At 43.6% G+C, this 19,735-nt stretch carries 18 protein-coding genes and 1 pseudogene; 3 read left to right on the top strand and 16 right to left on the bottom strand.

The window, feature by feature from the left end; translation table 11 throughout:
* The 12 genes from BLT91_RS27135 to BLT91_RS27080 form a co-directional block, all read right to left on the bottom strand.
* Nucleotides 1-328 (bottom strand): FUSC family protein (locus BLT91_RS27135; protein WP_175532544.1); only part of this gene is annotated, 328 nt, incomplete at its 3' end.
* A 566-nt stretch (nucleotides 329-894) separates the two neighbouring features.
* Nucleotides 895-1,944, bottom strand: coding sequence for a hypothetical protein (locus BLT91_RS27130; RefSeq protein WP_175532543.1), 1,050 nt, complete (start codon nucleotides 1,942-1,944; stop codon nucleotides 895-897).
* Entirely contained in the window at nucleotides 1,853-2,707 is an 855-nt protein-coding gene (locus BLT91_RS27125; RefSeq protein WP_141225092.1) for a hypothetical protein, read from the bottom strand. Before BLT91_RS27125 ends, BLT91_RS27130 begins: the two co-directional genes overlap by 92 nt.
* Nucleotides 2,708-2,892: 185 nt before the next feature.
* On the bottom strand, nucleotides 2,893-4,152 hold the full coding sequence (locus BLT91_RS27120; protein WP_254777154.1) for an amidohydrolase family protein: 1,260 nt from the start codon (nucleotides 4,150-4,152) through the stop codon (nucleotides 2,893-2,895).
* A 20-nt stretch (nucleotides 4,153-4,172) separates the two neighbouring features.
* Nucleotides 4,173-4,952, bottom strand: a complete 780-nt coding sequence (locus tag BLT91_RS27115) for an ABC transporter permease (protein WP_254777156.1) — start codon at nucleotides 4,950-4,952, stop codon at nucleotides 4,173-4,175.
* Between the two features lie 134 nt (nucleotides 4,953-5,086).
* The gene (locus tag BLT91_RS27110) at nucleotides 5,087-6,424 is read right to left on the bottom strand and encodes an FAD-binding oxidoreductase (protein ID WP_254777153.1); all 1,338 of its coding nucleotides are present in this window, start codon (nucleotides 6,422-6,424) and stop codon (nucleotides 5,087-5,089) included.
* Between the two features lie 21 nt (nucleotides 6,425-6,445).
* Nucleotides 6,446-7,243 carry an ABC transporter ATP-binding protein gene (locus tag BLT91_RS27105; protein ID WP_175532545.1) on the bottom strand — a complete coding sequence of 266 codons (798 nt, stop codon included), beginning with the start codon at nucleotides 7,241-7,243 and terminating at the stop codon, nucleotides 6,446-6,448.
* Nucleotides 7,244-7,291: 48 nt separating this feature from the next.
* Nucleotides 7,292-8,113 (bottom strand): creatininase family protein, encoded by an 822-nt coding sequence (locus tag BLT91_RS27100; RefSeq protein WP_254777155.1) that lies wholly within the window; start codon nucleotides 8,111-8,113, stop codon nucleotides 7,292-7,294.
* A 139-nt stretch (nucleotides 8,114-8,252) separates the two neighbouring features.
* Nucleotides 8,253-9,620: an amidohydrolase family protein gene (locus BLT91_RS27095; protein WP_090826989.1), complete on the bottom strand. Its 1,368-nt coding sequence runs from the start codon at nucleotides 9,618-9,620 to the stop codon at nucleotides 8,253-8,255.
* Nucleotides 9,621-9,669: 49 nt separating this feature from the next.
* Entirely contained in the window at nucleotides 9,670-10,770 is a 1,101-nt protein-coding gene (locus BLT91_RS27090; protein WP_090826977.1) for an ABC transporter substrate-binding protein, read from the bottom strand.
* A gap of 201 nt (nucleotides 10,771-10,971) precedes the next feature.
* Nucleotides 10,972-11,967, bottom strand: a complete 996-nt coding sequence (locus tag BLT91_RS27085) for an aromatic ring-hydroxylating dioxygenase subunit alpha (protein WP_090826975.1) — start codon at nucleotides 11,965-11,967, stop codon at nucleotides 10,972-10,974.
* A 57-nt stretch (nucleotides 11,968-12,024) separates the two neighbouring features.
* Nucleotides 12,025-13,410, bottom strand: coding sequence for an amidohydrolase family protein (locus tag BLT91_RS27080; protein ID WP_090826973.1), 1,386 nt, complete (start codon nucleotides 13,408-13,410; stop codon nucleotides 12,025-12,027).
* A 269-nt stretch (nucleotides 13,411-13,679) separates the two neighbouring features.
* Between BLT91_RS27080 and BLT91_RS27075 the strand changes: the two genes are divergently transcribed.
* The gene (locus BLT91_RS27075) at nucleotides 13,680-14,141 is read left to right on the top strand and encodes an Lrp/AsnC family transcriptional regulator (protein ID WP_254777152.1); all 462 of its coding nucleotides are present in this window, start codon (nucleotides 13,680-13,682) and stop codon (nucleotides 14,139-14,141) included.
* A gap of 63 nt (nucleotides 14,142-14,204) precedes the next feature.
* Here BLT91_RS27075 and BLT91_RS27070 read toward each other — a convergent pair.
* Nucleotides 14,205-14,927 (bottom strand): annotated as a pseudogene (locus BLT91_RS27070) (HD domain-containing protein); the annotation flags it as partial.
* A 630-nt stretch (nucleotides 14,928-15,557) separates the two neighbouring features.
* Here BLT91_RS27070 and BLT91_RS34050 point away from each other — a divergent pair.
* Nucleotides 15,558-15,944 carry a ubiquitination-like system serine protease family protein gene (locus tag BLT91_RS34050; protein WP_368086862.1) on the top strand — a complete coding sequence of 129 codons (387 nt, stop codon included), beginning with the start codon at nucleotides 15,558-15,560 and terminating at the stop codon, nucleotides 15,942-15,944.
* Between the two features lies 1 nt (nucleotide 15,945).
* Here BLT91_RS34050 and BLT91_RS27055 read toward each other — a convergent pair whose 3' ends face one another.
* The gene (locus BLT91_RS27055) at nucleotides 15,946-17,316 is read right to left on the bottom strand and encodes a HesA/MoeB/ThiF family protein (protein WP_090826963.1); all 1,371 of its coding nucleotides are present in this window, start codon (nucleotides 17,314-17,316) and stop codon (nucleotides 15,946-15,948) included.
* Between the two features lie 64 nt (nucleotides 17,317-17,380).
* Entirely contained in the window at nucleotides 17,381-18,241 is an 861-nt protein-coding gene (locus tag BLT91_RS27050) for an E2/UBC family protein (RefSeq protein ID WP_090826961.1), read from the bottom strand.
* 482 nt (nucleotides 18,242-18,723) lie between these two features.
* Here BLT91_RS27050 and BLT91_RS27045 point away from each other — a divergent pair, with 482 nt between their 5' ends.
* A complete protein-coding gene (locus BLT91_RS27045; protein ID WP_090826959.1) occupies nucleotides 18,724-19,215 on the top strand; it encodes an ImmA/IrrE family metallo-endopeptidase in 492 nt (163 codons plus the stop codon).
* Here the strand turns inward: BLT91_RS27045 and BLT91_RS27040 are convergent.
* Nucleotides 19,208-19,714, bottom strand: coding sequence for a hypothetical protein (locus tag BLT91_RS27040; RefSeq protein WP_090826957.1), 507 nt, complete (start codon nucleotides 19,712-19,714; stop codon nucleotides 19,208-19,210). The genes BLT91_RS27045 and BLT91_RS27040 overlap by 8 nt on opposite strands.
* Between the last annotated feature and the right edge of the window lie 21 nt (nucleotides 19,715-19,735).

The raw sequence follows: 19,735 nt of genomic DNA, 5'->3' as shown, positions 1-19,735 counted from the left end.
TTTGGTTACTTAAACGCAAGGCATTAGATATCATCATTCCGAGCAAAATCACAAGAAAAATAGATAATGTCTCTATACCGAACCAATGCCCGATAAGTAAACTGACGGCGACTCCGAGAATGATCCCTACTGTTCGTTGCATAGCTTTTTCAAGAGAATCAGCAACCGTAATCTGTACCGTTAAAACAGCGGCTAATGGCGCAAAGTATGGGTAATTATTAGACGTAAACTGAGTTGCCACTTCCCAAGACATGGCTGCCGCGAGAGTTGTTTTAACGGTTTGTAGTATCATACCGAAACGCATCGGAGTATCGTAATGTAGCTTCAAAGTCCCATTCCTCCCAAAATTTCAGCGGGCTTCTCCCGCCAAAACTTGCCGTTACTTGCGGTTCTCCGCGTTGGCAGTAATATTTATTAGACCAATTCCCACCGTTTTTCCACAATGGTTCTTTCCCGTTATGTACATACCCGAACCATCTCCAGCCTTCTCGCGTACATGGCTATCCGAAAACCTCAGTAAAATCAAGGCTTTGTAAGGATATGTTTAACTTTTGCAAAGTTCACTAACAGACTTTATTTTCCACTAACAAACTTTATTTTCCTTCACCACTCACTGATGCAGGAAAATAGAATTCGTTAGTGAAAGTCCAGTAATCACGTGGTTCTCTCAATGGTAAGAAATTTAATTAAGTTCGTTAGTTAAATGATTTTTTCAAGAATTGTTCAGTAAAAGTGGAAAATAAAGTTCGTTAGTAATATTTACTTTTGTAAATTAATTCAATGATTTTTCTTCATAAAATGTAACGCGGCTGCCGAATTGAAATGGCAGCCGCGCCAGGTATTTTTGAGCTAACGTTCTTCGTTATGCCACCGGTATCCTTTTCGTTCGGCCTTTTAAGGGCATCCAATTGCCATTTTTACTTTAGGGATTAACGCGGTTAAACATTCAGCTGATTTCTCCACATGGTCGAATTCACGTTCTATAGCAAAGACGGCTCTATTCATTTTTGCTTCCATTCCAAGCAAACTTGCGATCTCCGACATCTTCCTTTTCATTGATAAAATCTTCTCTTCAGACCACTCTATTTTATTTACGTTAAAACCAAAACGAATGATAATTTTCGGTTCAGTTTGACGAAAGACATGAATATGAAATGAACAGCTATCATTATTCCAGTATTTCTGATTTGGATACCATAAATGTTTATATACGAATCTCGCTTTCTCCGGAGCGGCAGTCCTCCCTACGTAAAGGTCTACATCGCCTGACAAGTGAATAGCAAGGCTAGACACCTCATCGATTAATGAGATTGGTCGGCTGCTATCCAAGATAGGTTTTTGCCGTGAATCACTAACCTCTACCTCTTTTGAGCTCCCCCGCGCAGCTTTGCTCCCATTGTCATTTTCATGACCTCGTGTATTTATTACAGCCGGTTGTGGCAGCGTACCAATAATTGAGCATACATAATTCGTAGCGGCTGGCGGGATAACGTATTTCACACCATTTGGGGTCTGCCTACTGAGAATAACAATAGGAGTTCCGTCCTCTATTGACTGATAGTGAATGACACGAGTAGGTACACTTCCCTCAAATTTCTCCGTTGTTTTGGAGTACCAACTCATCGTATCAAGAGCATCTTCCCAGGCCTTGCCAATTCCTAATATTGCACGAACTCGTTTTTGCTCAGATATTTCGCGAACCGCTTGGAGAGTCAGCTGCATGAATGGAAGATTAAAAATCATAGGAAGATGATCCTTTATCTTCTCATCGAATTTTTGGGAGTGAAAAGGAAACAACTCGATACTATGAAGGAATCTAAAGTCGTTAAGTCCAAAGTTACTTCTCAGTTCTTCATAAGGCAATTGAAATAGCGGAATAGATAATCTGGAATTTCCTAAATGCCCTGATCCACTTAAAATTCCCGTTATCAAATATTTTTTCAAAGAAATAGGTGAGTGTTGGTAAAAAAACAGCAAGTGAAATATCAAATAAATCAAGAAATAGGTCGCCATACTTCGTGAAATTTGCGTACATGAAAGGTGAATATGTAATAAAAATAGTTCCTAGCGCTAAAATAAGTAAACTAAGTGAAATCCAGCTTGCAAGTTGAATTTGCTTCAAAAAGAAAGAACATATCAGCATAATCGCCGCAATAAAAAGAAATGCACAGCCTAGAATGATGTTCTGCAAATCTCGAAATATAAATGATCGAGTCAAAGCTGAGTAATGATCCAGTTTAATTTCTGAATGTAAACCCAAACGATCCATCGATGTCCCCAGCTTTAAATATACGAACTCCCCCCCATCTTCACTACCTACAGGAAATAAGCTTCTCTGTTCATCAGTTGGAAAATCAAAGTTTATTTCTCGAACTAATCGATCACCAATATATACCCTGAGTTGCTGGGCATATATTTGTTCAATAAAAATGCCATAGTCTTTGGGTACATGAGTCGGAAGCTGAAATCGAACCCATGCCGAAGAAATATCTTTCGGTTTCTCGGGAGGCATGTCGCCATTCCTGATTGTTATCCATTTATTTGTAGGTGAGGGAATCACAACATTATCAATTCCTTCAGCTGAATCACTCCACAATATACTCCACACTGGAATCGGAATCGGTTTCAAATCTGCTTGCTCATCGGCATAAGTATGGGAAGACATGAAGCCACAACAAATAATCATAACCAACATCGTTTTCCACAATACTCGAGATATCCGTTTCATTCATTTTCCTCCCCCGAAGAAAACTGTAAGTAATTAACAATATAATAAATTCGACAGGTTTCTTTTCATTCCCTTTTTATTTCATGGTAAACATTTGAAAAACAAAACATAAACAACCCCCTGCAAATATCAGGGGGTGCTGCTAATTTTATAAATTTTTACATTTATAATGTGGTGAACAATTGACTCCATGCAGGCACAGTTTCAGCAACAATGCGGCCTCGGCTCACAACGTACCGACAACTAGGCTGCTCGCGAACAAGATCCATAGCATCATCTCCAGGCAGAATAATGAAGCTTGCTGAATGGCCAATCTCGAGCCCGTATTCCTTGAGCTGCAGGGTGTTCGCTGCGCGTGTCGTGATCATACGCACAAGCTCAGCCACTTCCTTGCTCCCCGTCATATGTGCTAAATGGGCAGCAATATGAGCTGCTTGCAGCATATTCCCTGTACCCAGCGGATAGAAAGGCGTCTGAATATCATCATGCGCAATGCTTACATTCACACCTGCCGACCATAATTCCTTTATCCGGGTAATGCCTCTACCTTTGGGATAGCCGTCGTATCTGCCCTGCATGGCACTATTGATAAGCGGACAACAAACAACATTCACACCCGAACGCGCCAGCAGTCCCTGCACCTTCTGGAAATAAGCTTCACTATAATAGGCTGCTGCGTTCGCATGCGCAGCTGTTACTCGCTCGCGCAAACCAGAACGAATCGCGAGATAGGCCACGTTTTCTAAAAACGTGGAGTGAGCATCGTCCATCTCATCGCAAAAAACATGGACGAAGCAGCCATACTTCTCTGCTAAGCTGAAGCAAATCTCCAGCGAGGCCAGACCTTCCTCACGCGTAGGCTCAAGATGCGGAATCGCTCCTATGCCATCAGCGCCAAGCTCAAGCGCTTGCTCCAGCCGGCGCTCATTATCGGGACACGCGCGAATGCCATCTTGAGGAAACGCGATAACTTGCAGGTTCATATATGGTTTAACGCGCTCGCGCAAGGCAATAAGTGCACGTAGAGCAGTCAGTTTCGGGTCGGAGATATCTGCTTGTGTACGCACATGCAGGATACCGGCAGCCATCTGCATCCGAAGCACCTTCTCTGCTCGTTCCGTGACGTCTTCGTAGGTGAGCGCTTGTTTCCGCTTTTGCCATAATCCGATGCCTTCGAATAGGGTCCCGCTCTCATTCAATGCGGGCTCCCCTGCCGTTAGGACGGTGTCCAAATGAATATGGGACTCCACAAATGGAGGGAGCAGCATGTGACCAACGCCATCAATTTCGCGCTCACCCTGCTCGTCAATACTTCCAAGCATGGCGATTTTGCCGTTTTTCACACCAATATCTATAAGACCTCGGCTCTCCGAATGTTCAAGCATACGCACATTACGAAATACAATATCCAGCAGCTCACTCACCCTCTTTACCTTGGTGCCTTTTAGTTATCCTTTTTCATCTCTGATTCATGCCACGAACTAAGCAACCATTTGGCAAAAGCGTTGACTAAGAGGAAGAAAATAATGCCTAGCGCTGATGCTGAAAGTCCACAAGCGAATAAGTAAGGTGTTTTTAAGCGAGCAGCGGCATATGTTATTGCATAACCAAGCCCGCCTTGGCCTCCGCCGATACCGGCAATGTATTCACCGACAATAGCCCCGACTACGGATAAAGTACAAGAGATTTTCAGACCGGCTACGATATAAGGCAGGGCAGCTGGTATGCGCAGCCTCCACATCGTTTGAATCGGACTCGCATTGTATAAATAAAACAGGTTGCTCATATTTTGATCCGTGGAATTTAGACCGATTAACGTATTCGAAAGCATGGGGAAAAATCCGATTAAGAATGTAATAATGACAATCGCATTCACACCCGCATCGAACCATATCACAATGAGAGGGGCAATGGCGACAATTGGAATCGTTTGTAAAATAATCGCATATGGATACACGCTCTTCTCGATCCATTTGGAGCTTGCCAATAGAATGGCGCCTGTGACGCCTAATATAATACTGAGGAAAAATCCAAGCACAGCTTCCAGCGTCGTTGTCCTTACAGATACCCATAGTCCATGTCTGTTTTCTACGGCTGCTGCGACGATATCGGAAGGCTTAGGCACGAGATAAACAGGTGCTTTCACTAAATAAGCGATGAGTTCCCATCCTCCAATGAAAACAACAAAAGCAACCAACGGCGGTAAAAGATGTTTAAGCAGCATCAGAAGCCTACGCCCTGGCGAAGCACCATCTTCCGATCGATTAGCCCACGCCGCCCGTTCTCGGGCAGGGAATATTTCATCCGGTAGTATTTGCAAGTATTTAGAATCTACAGCCATTGTACGTCCCCCTTCATTTACATCTCATAAATGATTTTCCCTGGATTCAGCAGCCCACGCGGGTCATTCTCACGTTTCTTGCGCTCCATGCTGCCAACTTCACCGCGTCCGCCATGATCCAGCACCCAGGTATGAGGATCAAATATTTTCACGCCGATGGATTCACAAAATTGAATAATCTCGTATAAGCGTTCTTCGCTTTCAAAGCGAACAATAGGAAGCGAATTAGGCGAGATTTCCCCACCGCTGCGTACCCATTCAAAATGCAAGTACACTTCTTCCCCATATTGGTCTTTAATCTTCCGAATTTGTTCCATATAGGAATCCAGCTTAAAGCCAGCTTGCAGATACGTCATCGAAGGGTCCGTTTTCATTGCCCATAACGTCGTATGATTCCAAGTAAAATCCGATACGCCGATCGTTTTCCGGTAATTCTTAGCCTCAATCAGATGGCCGATGTGCCCGCCATAGCTTTGGGCAAGAGCTTCGACTAACGGCAGCGTATCCTCAGCAAATTCAAGCATAACAGCGGCCATGCCTGGCTTAATCACTTTGGCAAACGGAACGAAATACGAGGGAATCGGCCACTCCATGGGAGCAATCAATCGTTTCAGAATAGCTTCCTCTCTGGCAAGAGCCTCACCGAATTGCATCGACTGCTCGAAGGTATCGAAATTAGCAATAGCCTGAGCCCATTCTGTGCGAGGAGAAAGCGGGATGGTTACCTCGGTCAAAATGCCTGTCGTCCCATAATTATGAATATAATCAAATAAATCACGGCCTTGGATAACTAAGCGCTGCGGCGATTCTTCCATGGTGTAGATGACAGCTTCCAGCACATTGCCATCCCATAGGTTTCCATGGGTAATCGAGCCGATTCCGCCGGAACCCCCACTCACAAAGCCGCCCACCGTCGCTTTCACATAGGTGCTGGGGTAAATGCGAATTTCTTGTCCGACTTCGCGAGCCTTTTTATCAATGACACCCAGACGAACTCCACATTGTAAACGAGCAAACCCAGGTCCGATTTCAAGAATTTCATCCATTCGGCTTAAATCTAGGACAATACCGCCTTGCAGGGGAACCGCCTGACCATAGTTGCCTGTACCGGCTCCTCGAACCGTAACAGGAATATTGTGGCGGTAACCAAAGGCTAATACTTCTGCCACCTCAGTTTCGTTACGCGGTATGGCAACGACATCGGCCGCTTTCATATGCTGCAATTGACGATTAAGTACAGGGGAGTACCAGTAATAATCTTTAGAGAGCTTTTCTCTCGTTTCGCCATCAACAAACAGGATATCTTTCGCAAGCTGCTCCTGTATCACTTTCTCCCAGCTAATATTCATGGCCATGAACTTATTCACCCTTTCATATCAATGATCCAAAGCGGCAGATACTTCACGAACTAAATCACTGAACTGTGTCGTTGTACGAAAGCTTTCATCTCGAGGAAAAGGGACGGGAATATCAATCCTCGCCGATATTTTACCTGGACGCGGTGTCATGACAACAACACTTGTGGATAAGAACACCGATTCGAATACATTATGAGTGACGAACAGCACAGTCATAGATGTATCCTGCTGCCAAATATTGAGCAGCTCCATTTGCAAAGTTTGACGCGTAATTTCGTCTAAGGCGCCGAAGGGCTCATCCATCAGAAGCAGCTTAGGTCTCGAAATGAGGGCACGCGCGATGGAGACACGCATCTTCATCCCCCCGGAGAGCTGTCTAGGCAGCACCTTCATATAGTCCTTCAAGCCAACCAGCTCCAATACGCGCTGTGCCTCTTCTTTCTGTGTCTTCTTATCTACTCCGCGCAATTCAAGCGGCAATCTTACGTTAGCTTCTACCGTGGACCAAGGCAGCAGCGTATGATCTTGGAAAACAAAAGCGATATCACTTTGTTTGCGCGCTTCTTTCGGCGTCGTTCCGAATACGTCTAATGTCCCTTTACTCGGTTTGGCAAGACCTGTGATCATTTTGAAAATCGTTGATTTCCCACATCCAGACGGACCTACAAAACAAAGGAATTCTCCTTCTTGTATCGTTAGATTCACATCTTGCAAGGCAATAGTACCGTTTGGGTAAGTCTTAGAGAGATTCTCCATGCTTACGAAATTAGGGCTTGATACTTGTGAATTGGATGTATGGATCAGAGAAGAATTCATAGCCATTTACTTCATCTCCTGTATGTGATTTTTTGGAACTTTCCTCCGTTATTGTTCCTTTTTCAATGACTTCATCTCAAAAGCTTGAAAGGTGAGCAGCGCCTCGGCAATATGTGCACCATACTTTTCAGCCATCGCATGGCCTTTCGTTATCGTTGCTTGCGTGGCATCACCAGAAATGCCCGAATGAGATAAATCATCCATGACCCAAGCAAAAGCACGGTTGCGAAAGCTCAAATAACGCGAATCCGGATAATTCGGATATTCCATAGGAGCAAGCTCCATATGGACCCAATCTGGCTTAGCAGACATCACTAAAGAAGTTTCCATGTCACCCGCATGAATACCAGCCTGCTTCTCCAGCGGCGTTATCCACTCATCAGCGGCACCAAGTCCGCCAGGATCTAATCGAAATACAGCCAGCCCCGTTTCAATGCGGATTTCCCGGCCCATCATATTTAATAAATCCGTGTTGCCCCCGTGCGTGTTCACCAACACCAATTTCTGAAATCCGCTTTTACTCAGACTTTTCGCTATATCCATCACGACAGCCATTAAAGTAGTTGCTGATAACGTTATGGTTCCTGGATGGCCTAGGTGCTCCGTACTTTTGCCATACGGAATGGCTGGAAGCAGCCATATATTCGCATCATCGGGAAGCTGTTCGAAAGCCTCGGTCAAGAGCACTTCGGAAATTAACGTATCGGTAAACACCGGCATATGCGGACCATGCTGCTCTATCGCGCCAACTGGCAGAACGATGAGCGCATCATCTTTGGGAACCCGAGTAACCTCGAGCTTACTTAAGCGGGGAAAAAAGCAGCGATCCCACGCCTTACCTTGATAGCGATTGAATGACAAGCTGAGCACCTCCAAATGAGTGGACATTATTGTACGCATAAGCTCTTATGAAAAAAGACCCAGACTCAGAGTGAAGAGCGGATCTTAAGCTTTCAAATTAGCATCGTTCGAAATTAAGGAGAGACTAACAGGTTAGCCATTAAGCTGCTCACCCTTTCGCGAATTCATGTTTATGGAAGGATACACTCTCACTTGCTTCTTGCCAAAAATGAGCTAAGGTCATATCCTGCCACTCCGTTTTTTTTGCAGCCATCCGCACAAAGCTTCCTTGACTATATACCCATCGGCGTTCAGGCAGCATGGTAAAGAGCTCTTCCGGCGTACTCCCGTCAATGATAATAAAATTCGCATGATTACCAGCCTTTACCTCATAGGATGTTAAACCCAGCACCTTAGCGGGCACATCTGTGATCATGCGCAGCAGTGTGCGAAGATCATCCGGTCGCCCCATATGAGCGGCATAGGAGCCAATAAGAGCAATTTGCAATAAATCGCCTCTGCCAAAAGGGTGAAAAGGATCGTGAATATTATCAGAAGCGACAGCAATAGGAATACCTGCTTCCCAAATCTCCTTCAAACGAGTTACGCCACGTCTAACGGGGAAACTGTCATGCCTTCCTTGTAAATACAAATTGACTGCAGGTAAAGAGACTGCTTTGAGCCTCGCGTCAGCCATACGCTCAATAATGCCGTGAGCATCCTGATCCGTCATCGAAGCTAACGCACATAAATGATCGACAGTAACTCTTCCTGAATACCCCTCTGATTTCGTTCGCAAAGCAATATGATCAATGGTGCGCATGGCTGGATTGTCTGTTTCATCACAATGCAAATCAATTGGCACATCATATTTCTCTGCTAATTTGAAAATATAATCGATATCTTCCTTAGGGGTTAATGACAAATGCGGTGCTCCACCAATCCCATCGACACCCATCCTTAGTGCTTCCTCCACGGCATCAACATCGAGTGACATAAAATTGTAGGGACACATCGGAAACAGCTGCAAGCTGATATACGGTGCTAAGGCTTCTTTGGCTTCCAAAGCAGCCTCAATTGTGCGTATTGCTACTTCACGAGAGGCTCTCAAATTAAAATCAAGATGTGTGCGAATGTGCGTTGTACCAAAAGACAAAGCTTGCAAAGCCGAACGCATGATTCTTGATTTAATCTCATTTTTGGTAAAAGACGGTGATGCACTTGAGTAATTGCGTACAGCCTCTTCTAATGTCCCGCTCCGGTTCTCAACCGAGGTTAGCGAGAAAGATTTGTCTAAATGCATATGAGCATCTACGAAGCCAGGCAGTATTATTTTTCCCTCAAGATCAATGAACGAGACGTTCGATTCGCCTTTACCCAGATGCGGGTTCCATTGTTCCAATGACACTGCATCAGAATGGGCAGCATTAGCTTCTTGCCTCTGAATCTGAGTCCAAATGCCTTCACGAATCGAGAGACGAAACAAATGCCCCTCATCCTCCATTGGCAATCGAACGTTCACTAAATCCATATTCATATTAGAAGCCAATGCCGCCACCTCCTGATTATGTCTTCAACTTCATTTCTTACTTCTTAGGTAAAAATTGCGTTGTGAACACTTTGTCGATGTTCTCTGCTGTTTTCAGAACACCTACATCAACAAGCTGCTTCTGAACTTCTGTCCAGCGTTCTTTGGTCATGACTCCTGTTCCCTTGGACGCTGCATCTCCGCCGAATACGAAGTCCATCTCTTTAGCAGCGCTAAATTTCATCATATCTAAGCCCATATCTGGGTTCTTCACTTGAATGGAAGGATTAATCTCCTCGGAATGATCCTTGTAATAATCCCACCCTTTAACCGTAGCTTCGACGAAAGCTTTCACTTGGTCAGGATGTTCAGCAATCATTTTCTCCGTCGTGAAGTATACACCAGCGTAAATGTTGTAACCGGAATCGGCAACCATGAGCGTACCGTGCTCTACCTTTTGCTGAGAAAGAGTGAATGGTTCAGAAGTTACATATCCTTGTGTAAGAGCTTTTGGATCGCTGACAAAGTTAACTAATTGACCTGTATATTTCATTTCTTGGGCACTGTCTAATTTGTATTTCTTCTTAATAAACTGCCAGAAGCTGGCCGTTGAAGCTACATATACCTTATGTCCGTTTAAATCACCAAAATCTTTAATCGCAGTATCTTCTTTATGATAAAACACAGCTTGCGGACTCTTTTGCATGGAGGTTGCGATAGCTACAATCGGAATACCCTCTTGTCTGGCTACTAGGATATCATCACCATTCGCCATACCGAATTGCGCTTTGCCTGAAGCGACGATTTGTGTAGAAGATACCTGCGGACCACCCGGCATGAGCGTCATATCAAATCCTGCGTCTTTGTAGAATCCTTTGGCTAAGGCCGCAAAGTTCCCGCCATGTTCTGGTTCGGCGAACCAGTTTAAAACAACAGTTGCAGGTACGACTGCTTTGGTAGCAGTAGTAGAAGCCGGTGATGCTGCTGGAGCAGTGGAAGCCGTCGTTGCTGCCGATGGTGCTGTAGATGGCGCTGACGTTGAAACCGAGGAGCCCGCGTTACCGCATGCGGCGAGCATACTTGAGATCATAACTAAGCTAATGAACAAAACAACTGGGCGTTTCGCAGCAAGCGGATTAGTAAGATTAAATGGTTTCATATTAAACTTCCCCTCCATATTTGGTTTTCTCTACAAAAGAACTTATCAATCTTTAGTCAAATATAGGGTTGATGGCCTGTTCAAGTCAACGAATAGACTAACGTTTTGTATTTTCACACAATAAAAGTACGTCTTTTTATTACTTTTCCAAGAGTTATTTTTAATAAATGCACAAATATCCCATAAAACACGAACGTTCGCTCAAATTGTACCAACCACCACGCCTAATTCTTTCAACCAACGACGATAAGCAATGGAGAAACGATCTACCTTATGGTTGAGTTCGACCTGCAGGTCCAGCGGAAGCAGCTCCGGCTTCTGAGTCTCGATAACCCTCGCATCTTGTTCAAACACGATATCCTGGAAGCGAATAAAATTCGCATCATCTACGTCATAGGCATAATTCCGCGAAACCATCATGAACACGACACATTCTTCTGCGGCTACAGGCAATACCGTCAACATAATCCACAAGGTTTGGCCATTGCTCGGATCTGCTTTGGACAATCGAGCCGATAAAGGCCGATAAACTTCTTTCATATAGACGTAAGTCGTCCCTTCACTCTTATCCGAACCAGAATGGGCAACCGGTTGAAAGATCGGAATATTTTCGATATAAATGCGTTCCTTCTCTTTGATAACCTGAAAGTCGGGCAGCTCCGCATAGTCGGGGTGTCCGAGCAGATTCTGATGGACGAACATCAAATGTGCAAAGTCTGTGAAATTCTCAATAACCCTTGTCCCAGCTGCCTCAACTTTGTAGGGGCCGCATGGTAATGGATGAAACTCCGGATTAGCAAACTCTTCGAAATGAGGCAAAGCTGCCACGGGTTCACCTATACATACCCAGATGAAGCCATACTTCTCTTCACAGGCATAGGTTTGCGCTTTAGCTCTGAGAGGAATTTTCTCCCCCTTGGGCTGCGCTGGAATACAGACACATTGCCCAGATGAATCATACTGCCAGCCATGGTATGGACAGACAAGGACATCATCTTGTACCCACCCTTTGGAAAGCATAGCTCCACGGTGAACGCATAGATCTTGCATCGCATGAACCCCTTTGCTAGAGCGGTAAATGGCTACTCTTTCACCCAAAATGATGACACCCACAGGTTGGTCTTTCAGCTCAGACGCGAGGTACACAGCATGCCAATCATTTTCAAGTACAGGATCATGTAGACGTTGTAAAGCCATTGAAATCATCCTCCCTATCGTTTCTGAAAATTTGTTTAGCGCAAGCTTTAAGATGAATTACTCTATATTTGAAAAAATAGGATATTGCCCAGCCAGTTTATTGCGTAGAGCATCAACCCTTGCTTGGGCCCTTTGCAGAATTTCTTGCTCATCGATCCACGTGCTTATGCCCTTCTCTACAACAACTTGACCGCCAACAATTACGAGATCGACATCATTGCCGTTCGCGTTATAAACTAGCGCTGAAGAAGCGCGATGCACAGGACTAATGTGTGCTTTGAGCATATCTACGGTCACTAGATCTGCCTTCTTGCCTGGCTCGAGACTGCCCAAATCAGCACTCCTTCCAACGGCCTTTGCGCCATTCACTGTAGCCATACGCAGCACATCCATCGGCGGCAATAAGGTAGCATCCAACTCATTCACCTTATGCAAGCATGCCGTGAACTTCAGCACTTCCAAATTATCTTGGCAATTATTGCTGCCAGGACCATCCGTACCTAGGGCGACATTAATGCCCATACGCAGCATTTCAGGTACTCTGGCAACACCAGAAGCCAAATACATATTGGATACTGGACAATGGATGACGGAAGCTTGCTTTGCACGAATCAGTTCTAATTCTCCATCATCGAGCCACACACCATGAACAACCTGAGTTTGTTCGCCCAGCAGTCCAACTTCATTCAGCAATTCCAAATTGCGGAGGCCATAGTGGGCCATCGTCGTGTCGATCTGCTCGCTTGTTTCAGCAACATGTACATGAGAAATCAACTTTCGATCCCGGCTAAAGACAGCCGCCCGCTCGAGATACCCTCGGGAACATCCATATAAATTAAGCGGCCCTAGTGCAATTCGAATCCGGCCGGACGCAGCCCCATCCCATTCATCGAGCAAACGATCTGTGCAGTGGAAGATCTGTTCCTCTGTCTCCCGCAAGCGGACTTCACCAGCCAAATCCGAGCCGCCTCTGGCCAAATGTCCGCGAATCCCTGAATCCACCATCGCTTGTAGTACACTTGCATCATTCTCTGGATACGTGTGGATATAATGGTGATCCATCATATATGTCGCGCCCGATTTCAAATTTTCGATACACCCAATTAAAGCAGCCAAATAAAAATCTTCAGGTTCCATCGCGAGACTCATTGGCCAAATAATCTCCTTCAGCCACTGTGCGAGCGGGGAGTGATCCGATACCCCTCTCATGAACGTTTGAAACAAGTGTGTGTGGCCATTAATGATCCCGGGAATGATGACTTTACCCGAAGCATTGTACGTATACGAAGATTGTGAGATTAAATGGTCCAAGCTCCCATCGGATCTCCATTCCCCCACTTCACGGATCACATCATTCTCCATATACACATAACCGGGTTTGAAAATCTGATTGGTGGCATTCATGGTTAACACCGTACCGTTGTAAATTAACTTATTTGACATGTTACCACCCCTCTATAATGTTATATAATCTAACATAAATTTGTTTATTTTATTTATGTGTTATGTTAATTAACATCATTATATGAATGAACCTTTTTACCGTCAACTCCATTTGTAAATAAAATCACTGTATATAGTTTCGTTTTTAACATAATATTAGTTAATTCGATTAACATAGTTTGATTTTTCGCATAAAATTTGATCTTTTCATGAGAATACTGTGATAATATTAACAACTGTATATATTTCACGAAAAAGGAGTCATGTCTGTGTTAGAACTCCCTCACCTCGACCAAGTCGATCAAGAAATCATCAAGTTACTACATGAGAACGGCCGAATATCCTATGCAAAAATCGGTGAAATTCTCAATCTCTCACGTGTTGCGATTAAAAAAAGAGTCGAAAGCCTCATCGAGAAAGAAGTCATCGAAAACTTTACGATCCGGTTGAACGCGACGAAGTTAGGAAAAGTAGTCAGCGCTTTTTTCGAAGTCGAAGTGGAGCCGCGTTTTGCTGAGGAAGTAGGCAATCAGCTTTCCGCTGACTCCAACGTTATCAGTATTTATCAAATGACAGGGAGCAGCTCTCTGCATATGCATGCTTTGCTCAAAGACGATGCTGCACTCGAAGACTTCCTCTACCAAAATATCTACAAATTGAAAGGCGTCGTACGCGTTAACACGCAAGTCGTTATTAAACGGTTTAAACAAGGGACTGGATTGGAATTGTGAAAAAAGACAAAAAAAACTGCGCAAGCATCTGTGCTCACGCAGTTTTCGTTATTTTGATATTAATTATAAGTTCAAACGATACATCGCCTTATTTTCTAATCCGCGGATCATCGGCGTCCATACTTCTGTTTCCGGCGTTGTCATCAGAGTATCCTCAACCATTTGGAGCTTCGCATCCATCGAATCTATGTAATGTAAAGCAACAGCTTCTGGAATTTGAGGCAGTACCGGACTCCCCCATTCAGGCAAGTTGTGGTGGGACAGCACAATATGCTGCAGACCAATGACAACATCTGATTGGAGATCAATCCCATGATGTAAGGCAGCTTCCGTAATCCAATTGGATGCCATTGAGATGTGTCCAAGCAGCTTTCCTTGCACACTGTAATCCGAAACGATTCCTAGCTGCGCGATCATCTCTTCGGGTTTGGCAATATCATGCAGAATGATGCCCGCTTTAATTAAATCAGGATTGAGAAATGGCCGCTGTTTACAAATAAATTCACCAATCTCCAGCATCCGTACAATATGATAAGCAAGGCCGCCGAAATAGGCATGATGATGAGTCTTGGCGGCTGGGGAATGGTTTAACTTCTCCTCTACTTTGCTCACACAAAACGAAACAATCGACTTGATGGTCGGATTCGTAATACTTTCCAAAACTTGATTTATCGTATGAATAAGATCGATTGGACTAATTGGTGCTGAACGAATGAAATCCGTAATATGTACGCCATCCTCTGGCAGCGCCTTGCGCAATCTACCGATTTTCACCTATCCCTTCTCCATCGACACCCACTTTTGTGTCTGGTATTTAAGTAACAACTACATTTCTTATTCTTACTAACCGGCGAAGTCTCGGTCTGAGCACCGCATTCCCCAAAATAATTAACAGGCTCCCATTCTGTGTATTGACGAATTATTTCATTGTTCCAACTTTCCGTAGCGTGTTTGACTGCCCCGGGGTTCATAAACAACCCAAGGACATCTGCACGTATGTCTCTATTGATAAACCCGAAATATGCCTCTGGAAAATATATATCCTGGTCTCCAATTGCACTCATAACAGAATCATAAGCAGTATCGAAGTCTCCACGGCGTAGTTGTATCTTTTTGAGTGGTCCTAATAGTTCTTCCACAATTCTCTCGCCATTCGGGCGGCCACGATATAACTCATTCCAATACTGTACCATTTCGTCAGTAGCAGTCATTTGATCAACTCCAATAATTATTTAAAAAGTCTTAGGTAGGTGATTGAAAACAGAAGAAATAAACCGCGATCAAGTATACGCGGTTTGGTAGTACTGAGCCAGTTATATATTCTTCATTATAAGTACTCACACCTTTGTTCCCTCAGCATTCCCGTCTGTTCGCTTTCAAGTTATAATGGTAATAAAGAAAATAACTTGGAGATGAATGCCATTGAATCCACTAAGAGCTTTAGCAAGCTTCCTTCAAAGCACATACAGAAGACTTTTCAAAGCCGAAATCAAGCACTCAAAGCACCTGGGAGCCTTTGATGACGTCATAGTAAGATCTACACGAGAAGCTACAGATGACTTGTTGAAAATGGGAACTCTGCTTATCGTGAAGGATGGCACTTTCTACAAGTGGGCTCGTTTTCAATGCCCTTGTGGGTGTGGTCAGAAACAGGTTATTTCACTAGAATCTAACCACAACCCACACTGGTCAATTTATGAAAGTAGCGGGACTATTACGCTGCAACCTTCTGTACATGTAAATGGTCAGGGAGGCTGTGGAGCGCACTTCTTTATACGGAACAATATGATCGACTGGGTATAAGTTACCAAACCATTTCAAGAAACATTGGTGTATCCCCGCTACCCAGCACATCACTTTGCCCACATTTACAATTCCTATTTTTACTTGATGATAGTCTGCGGACAGCGTGATTGCCGAAATTATAAAGAATACCGGTTAATTCCTGTCCGCGCGACATGCCGGTTAACTTATTAATAAACTCTGCCGCCGCAAGCGAAGCAATAAAAGTGGTATAAGCAATAACTGCAGGATCAGCTTCAGGCAGCTCCGGTGCATATCCTTCTCGAGCAAGAGACTCGCGCTCCTTTAAAGTTTTGGATTCGAGCATTATATCCTGAGAATTAACCACTCCCAAGCATAATAAGCATGCGCTTCCAGGTTGAACGATAGTTAGGCGGCTCATAATGGAATCGAGCACCTGATTATTGGACTCTATTTTTGTGCCCATATCGTAAAGAGGAATATAATACCTCAAAGCAATGTCTGACAGTATGGATCTTCCCAGCTGGTCATCGGTACATCCAAAAATTACATCACAATCACGAAGTGTCTTCGCAATTTCTTCTTGATTAATGCGATTGGCGTAACGATGAACCTTCGTTCCAAATCCGATCTCCTCAATCATTTCCCCCATGATATCAACTTTCGGCAAACCAATTTGTTTCTTAGCGGAACCGTGAATCCGCGTCAAGTTCGTATCCGATAGCGTATCATCATCATATAAGCTAATAGATCCAACCCCAAGGCGTGCCAATTGTTCGATCATTGGAGAACCTGTTCCACTAGCGCCAACAACCCCTACATGCAAATTTTGAAGAAGGAGCTGCATATCCTTACCGAACGCCCGAACATTACGATCAAATGCCGATAGATCGAGATCACTACGAGTGACCGGAAAGAAGAAACGATATTGGGTACCGATCACACGAATTGCATCTAACGGCTGCGCATAGACTCCTCCAGCTCCATCCTGCAACCATACACGACCAGTGATGCCATCTGGAGAATTCATTAGCAGACTACCGTGAACCTGTCCTGGAGCACGAACATATGCCGGCCTAAAGAGCTCCGGCTCCTCACGATCATCGACTTCGGAGTACTCCAGCCAGCCGCCTGGGTGTGAATGCACCCAAAAGAAACAGTAATCTTCCTTGGCTGCTTTCTGAAATCCATTCGCGTACACGTCAGCAGGTACGCGAATGTTTCTGCGAGTTTGTTCTAGAACTTCACTAGGCTCAATTGGCCTTATTTCCTTTACCAAAAGCCTTGTCTCACCATCAGTTTTTGATTTATTGCAGTAAACTATGGCTGCCTGCTCTACCGTGTCATCATGGAATAGATGACGGAACAGTTTAGTATAGTCTTTTTCAGTGAATGTCATTGTATATCTCAATGAGACCCCTCCTTATAATATGACGAGGCTCCATAAGGAGCCTCTTTAAGTTGCTTTGTACCGATTATTCGCCTTTGCGCAGTGCCTCAGAAACGAAGGTAAAATGTGCACGAAGCCCACCTGTTATAGGGTTCCAAGTACCCTGGTCACGATGGCGTGAGAACCTTTGCCAAGTACTCCCGATGTATTGTTCATCACAGACACTTGCAGGCAAATGCCCGTCCGACTTCGTAACAGCAGGCTTCACCCAAAACATGTCCATTGCAGCACTAGGGAAGCCTGCTGGAATTTTCACGAGCATCGTAACATGACGGGGTGAATAATTTTCACCCATATCGAAGTTATCGATCGTTAGAAATAACTCACTTGGGTTTTCTGGGTTACGGCGAAGTTCATACTGAAATCCATTAGCCTTCAGGTAACTAATCTCACGCTGCGGCAAAACTGCCGCAGCATCAACAAGTGTATTTCCGTTGTTAATATTGCTTTTCATTGAAATAAATTGCTCGTCCGTAATCAGGTATACGATCTGATCATCAGGAATTTGAATATCACTACGCGCGCTCTGTATTAAGTAAAGAGCAAATTCTGGAGGAATGTTTGCCAGCTGCTTCAATTCTCTTCCAGTCATTGCATGCTTCGGTGCGGTGTAATTCACTGTATCGATCGTAATGCTGACATCAGGATTAACACGATGCTTGATGAAAAATTGCATCTCATCAACCAAGATGACCCTCTGCTCGTCTGGAATTAACTCTGTCTCCTCGGGTCCGTCAACCTCAAGGTACAGGTCGTATTCTTCAACATTTGCACCTGCCAACTTCTTAATTTCGTTTGCAGTCATTGACTGCAGCGGCACTTTATACTCCGTAGTGCCAATGGTGATCTCAATCGGATATTTGCTTAGATTATGATTGCTTTCCATTTTTTGTTGCCCCCTATAAAAGATGTAATAGTATTCAATTCGTTAACTTTTCGCTCTGCTCATGACTAAAACAACGGAATCATTCTTAGCGTACAGTCATGGACCAGATGACCGCACTTTCTTTGCTTCTATGATGTATCCAGATTCATAGGTTTCACATCCTTCTAGGCGTAGTTGTCCGCCCATAATATTCGAGGTGTCAACGGCCAGAATATGACAACTCTGAAAATATATTTTTTCTCTCCCTGTAACTCTCGTTACTAGGTATCTGTCCTCACTATATAAGAGTGGTAACATTGCCCAATGTGACAAGATTTTTAAAAAAACTTTTCAGAGAAATATCGCTATGTTATGATAGCCTTACAATATCTGCTAATGATTAAAGGAACGGAACAGTTTGCTTACCTGTTCTGGAACGAAGAAAGAGCACAGCATGGACCAGATGCTGTGCTCTTCTTATTTTGATATAAGGATGGTTGAAGATGGAAATTTTAAATCAGAGTCAAGCAGAACAAACGGCTAATCTTGCTGTCGCAAGGAATGCTGCAAGGAAGATCCACAAAGATCTCAAATTAACATTTCCGGTTCCAATAAGAGAACTTCTAATTGAAACTTATGGTTTCACAATATTAGATATCGAAATTGATGAAGAGATATCTGCACTAGTTGACCTAGATAGCAAGTATATCGGACTTAACAACGGTCACCACATTAACCGTCAACGTTTTACACTGGCTCATGAATTAGGGCATATAATCTTGAATCATAAAGATGTTAGATATACCGATCATGAGAATTCTGATAAAGGTAAGGCACCATTTGAAAAAGAAGCTGATGAATTTGCTGCAGAACTACTCATGCCACAACATGAATTGAAGAGAGTTAAATCAAAAGACATTGCAGATCTTCTAGCACATTTCCACGTAAGTAAACAAGCGCTTTTTAATCAGCTCATGAAGTATAAATTTATTTGAATTGTATTTCCAGTTCTTTTAAAAATGCATCCCTCTTACTTTCAATTATCTTCTTAGCAAATTCCGTATTCGCGTTTTTAAATTGTTGGTTCGATGCCTTATCCGATCTTGCCATGACACGTCCTAATTGCAAATCAAGTAGCAATTGATTTTTTATTCGATTCGTTGCTTCAGTCAAATTAATGTTTAGAGATTTGAAAAGATATGCAACGCGAGAAGGTTTGTAATCCCAGATGTATTTATTGTTTAAGATTAGATCTGTAAATTCTATCTTAAGATCACCATCTAACTTTCGAGCTAATAACTCTGCCAAAGGAAATTCGTCCGATGTTTCCTCAACCCGTATTTCTTCTTGAGTTATATTCCCTTCCTTTACCGTGGATTGTAATTTATTGAATAGGTTTCTGAAATTATTTAGACTACGTTCTTCCTCAAAAATTTCGTCTTTTCCTTGAGTCAGAATATCAACGATATAGTCATCATTAATTTTTCTAGACATAGTACTTACTCCTTTAGTACC

The sequence above is a fragment of the Paenibacillus sp. yr247 genome (assembly GCF_900103825.1).
Classification (GTDB): Bacteria; Bacillota; Bacilli; order Paenibacillales; family NBRC-103111; genus Paenibacillus_E.
This window is presented reverse-complemented; position numbering and strand designations above follow the sequence as displayed.

Coding starts and splice junctions, on each gene's coding strand:
- BLT91_RS27085 (WP_090826975.1), bottom strand. CDS start 11,967: ATGGCTTTACAACGTCTACATGATCCTGTACTTGAAAATGATTGGCAT.
- BLT91_RS34050 (WP_368086862.1), top strand. CDS start 15,558: ATGCCATTGAATCCACTAAGAGCTTTAGCAAGCTTCCTTCAAAGCACA.
- BLT91_RS27050 (WP_090826961.1), bottom strand. CDS start 18,241: ATGGAAAGCAATCATAATCTAAGCAAATATCCGATTGAGATCACCATT.
- BLT91_RS27045 (WP_090826959.1), top strand. CDS start 18,724: ATGGAAATTTTAAATCAGAGTCAAGCAGAACAAACGGCTAATCTTGCT.
- BLT91_RS27095 (WP_090826989.1), bottom strand. CDS start 9,620: ATGAATATGGATTTAGTGAACGTTCGATTGCCAATGGAGGATGAGGGG.
- BLT91_RS27090 (WP_090826977.1), bottom strand. CDS start 10,770: ATGAAACCATTTAATCTTACTAATCCGCTTGCTGCGAAACGCCCAGTT.
- BLT91_RS27080 (WP_090826973.1), bottom strand. CDS start 13,410: ATGTCAAATAAGTTAATTTACAACGGTACGGTGTTAACCATGAATGCC.
- BLT91_RS27115 (WP_254777156.1), bottom strand. CDS start 4,952: ATGCTGCTTAAACATCTTTTACCGCCGTTGGTTGCTTTTGTTGTTTTC.
- BLT91_RS27105 (WP_175532545.1), bottom strand. CDS start 7,243: ATGAATTCTTCTCTGATCCATACATCCAATTCACAAGTATCAAGCCCT.
- BLT91_RS27110 (WP_254777153.1), bottom strand. CDS start 6,424: ATGGCCATGAATATTAGCTGGGAGAAAGTGATACAGGAGCAGCTTGCG.
- BLT91_RS27040 (WP_090826957.1), bottom strand. CDS start 19,714: ATGTCTAGAAAAATTAATGATGACTATATCGTTGATATTCTGACTCAA.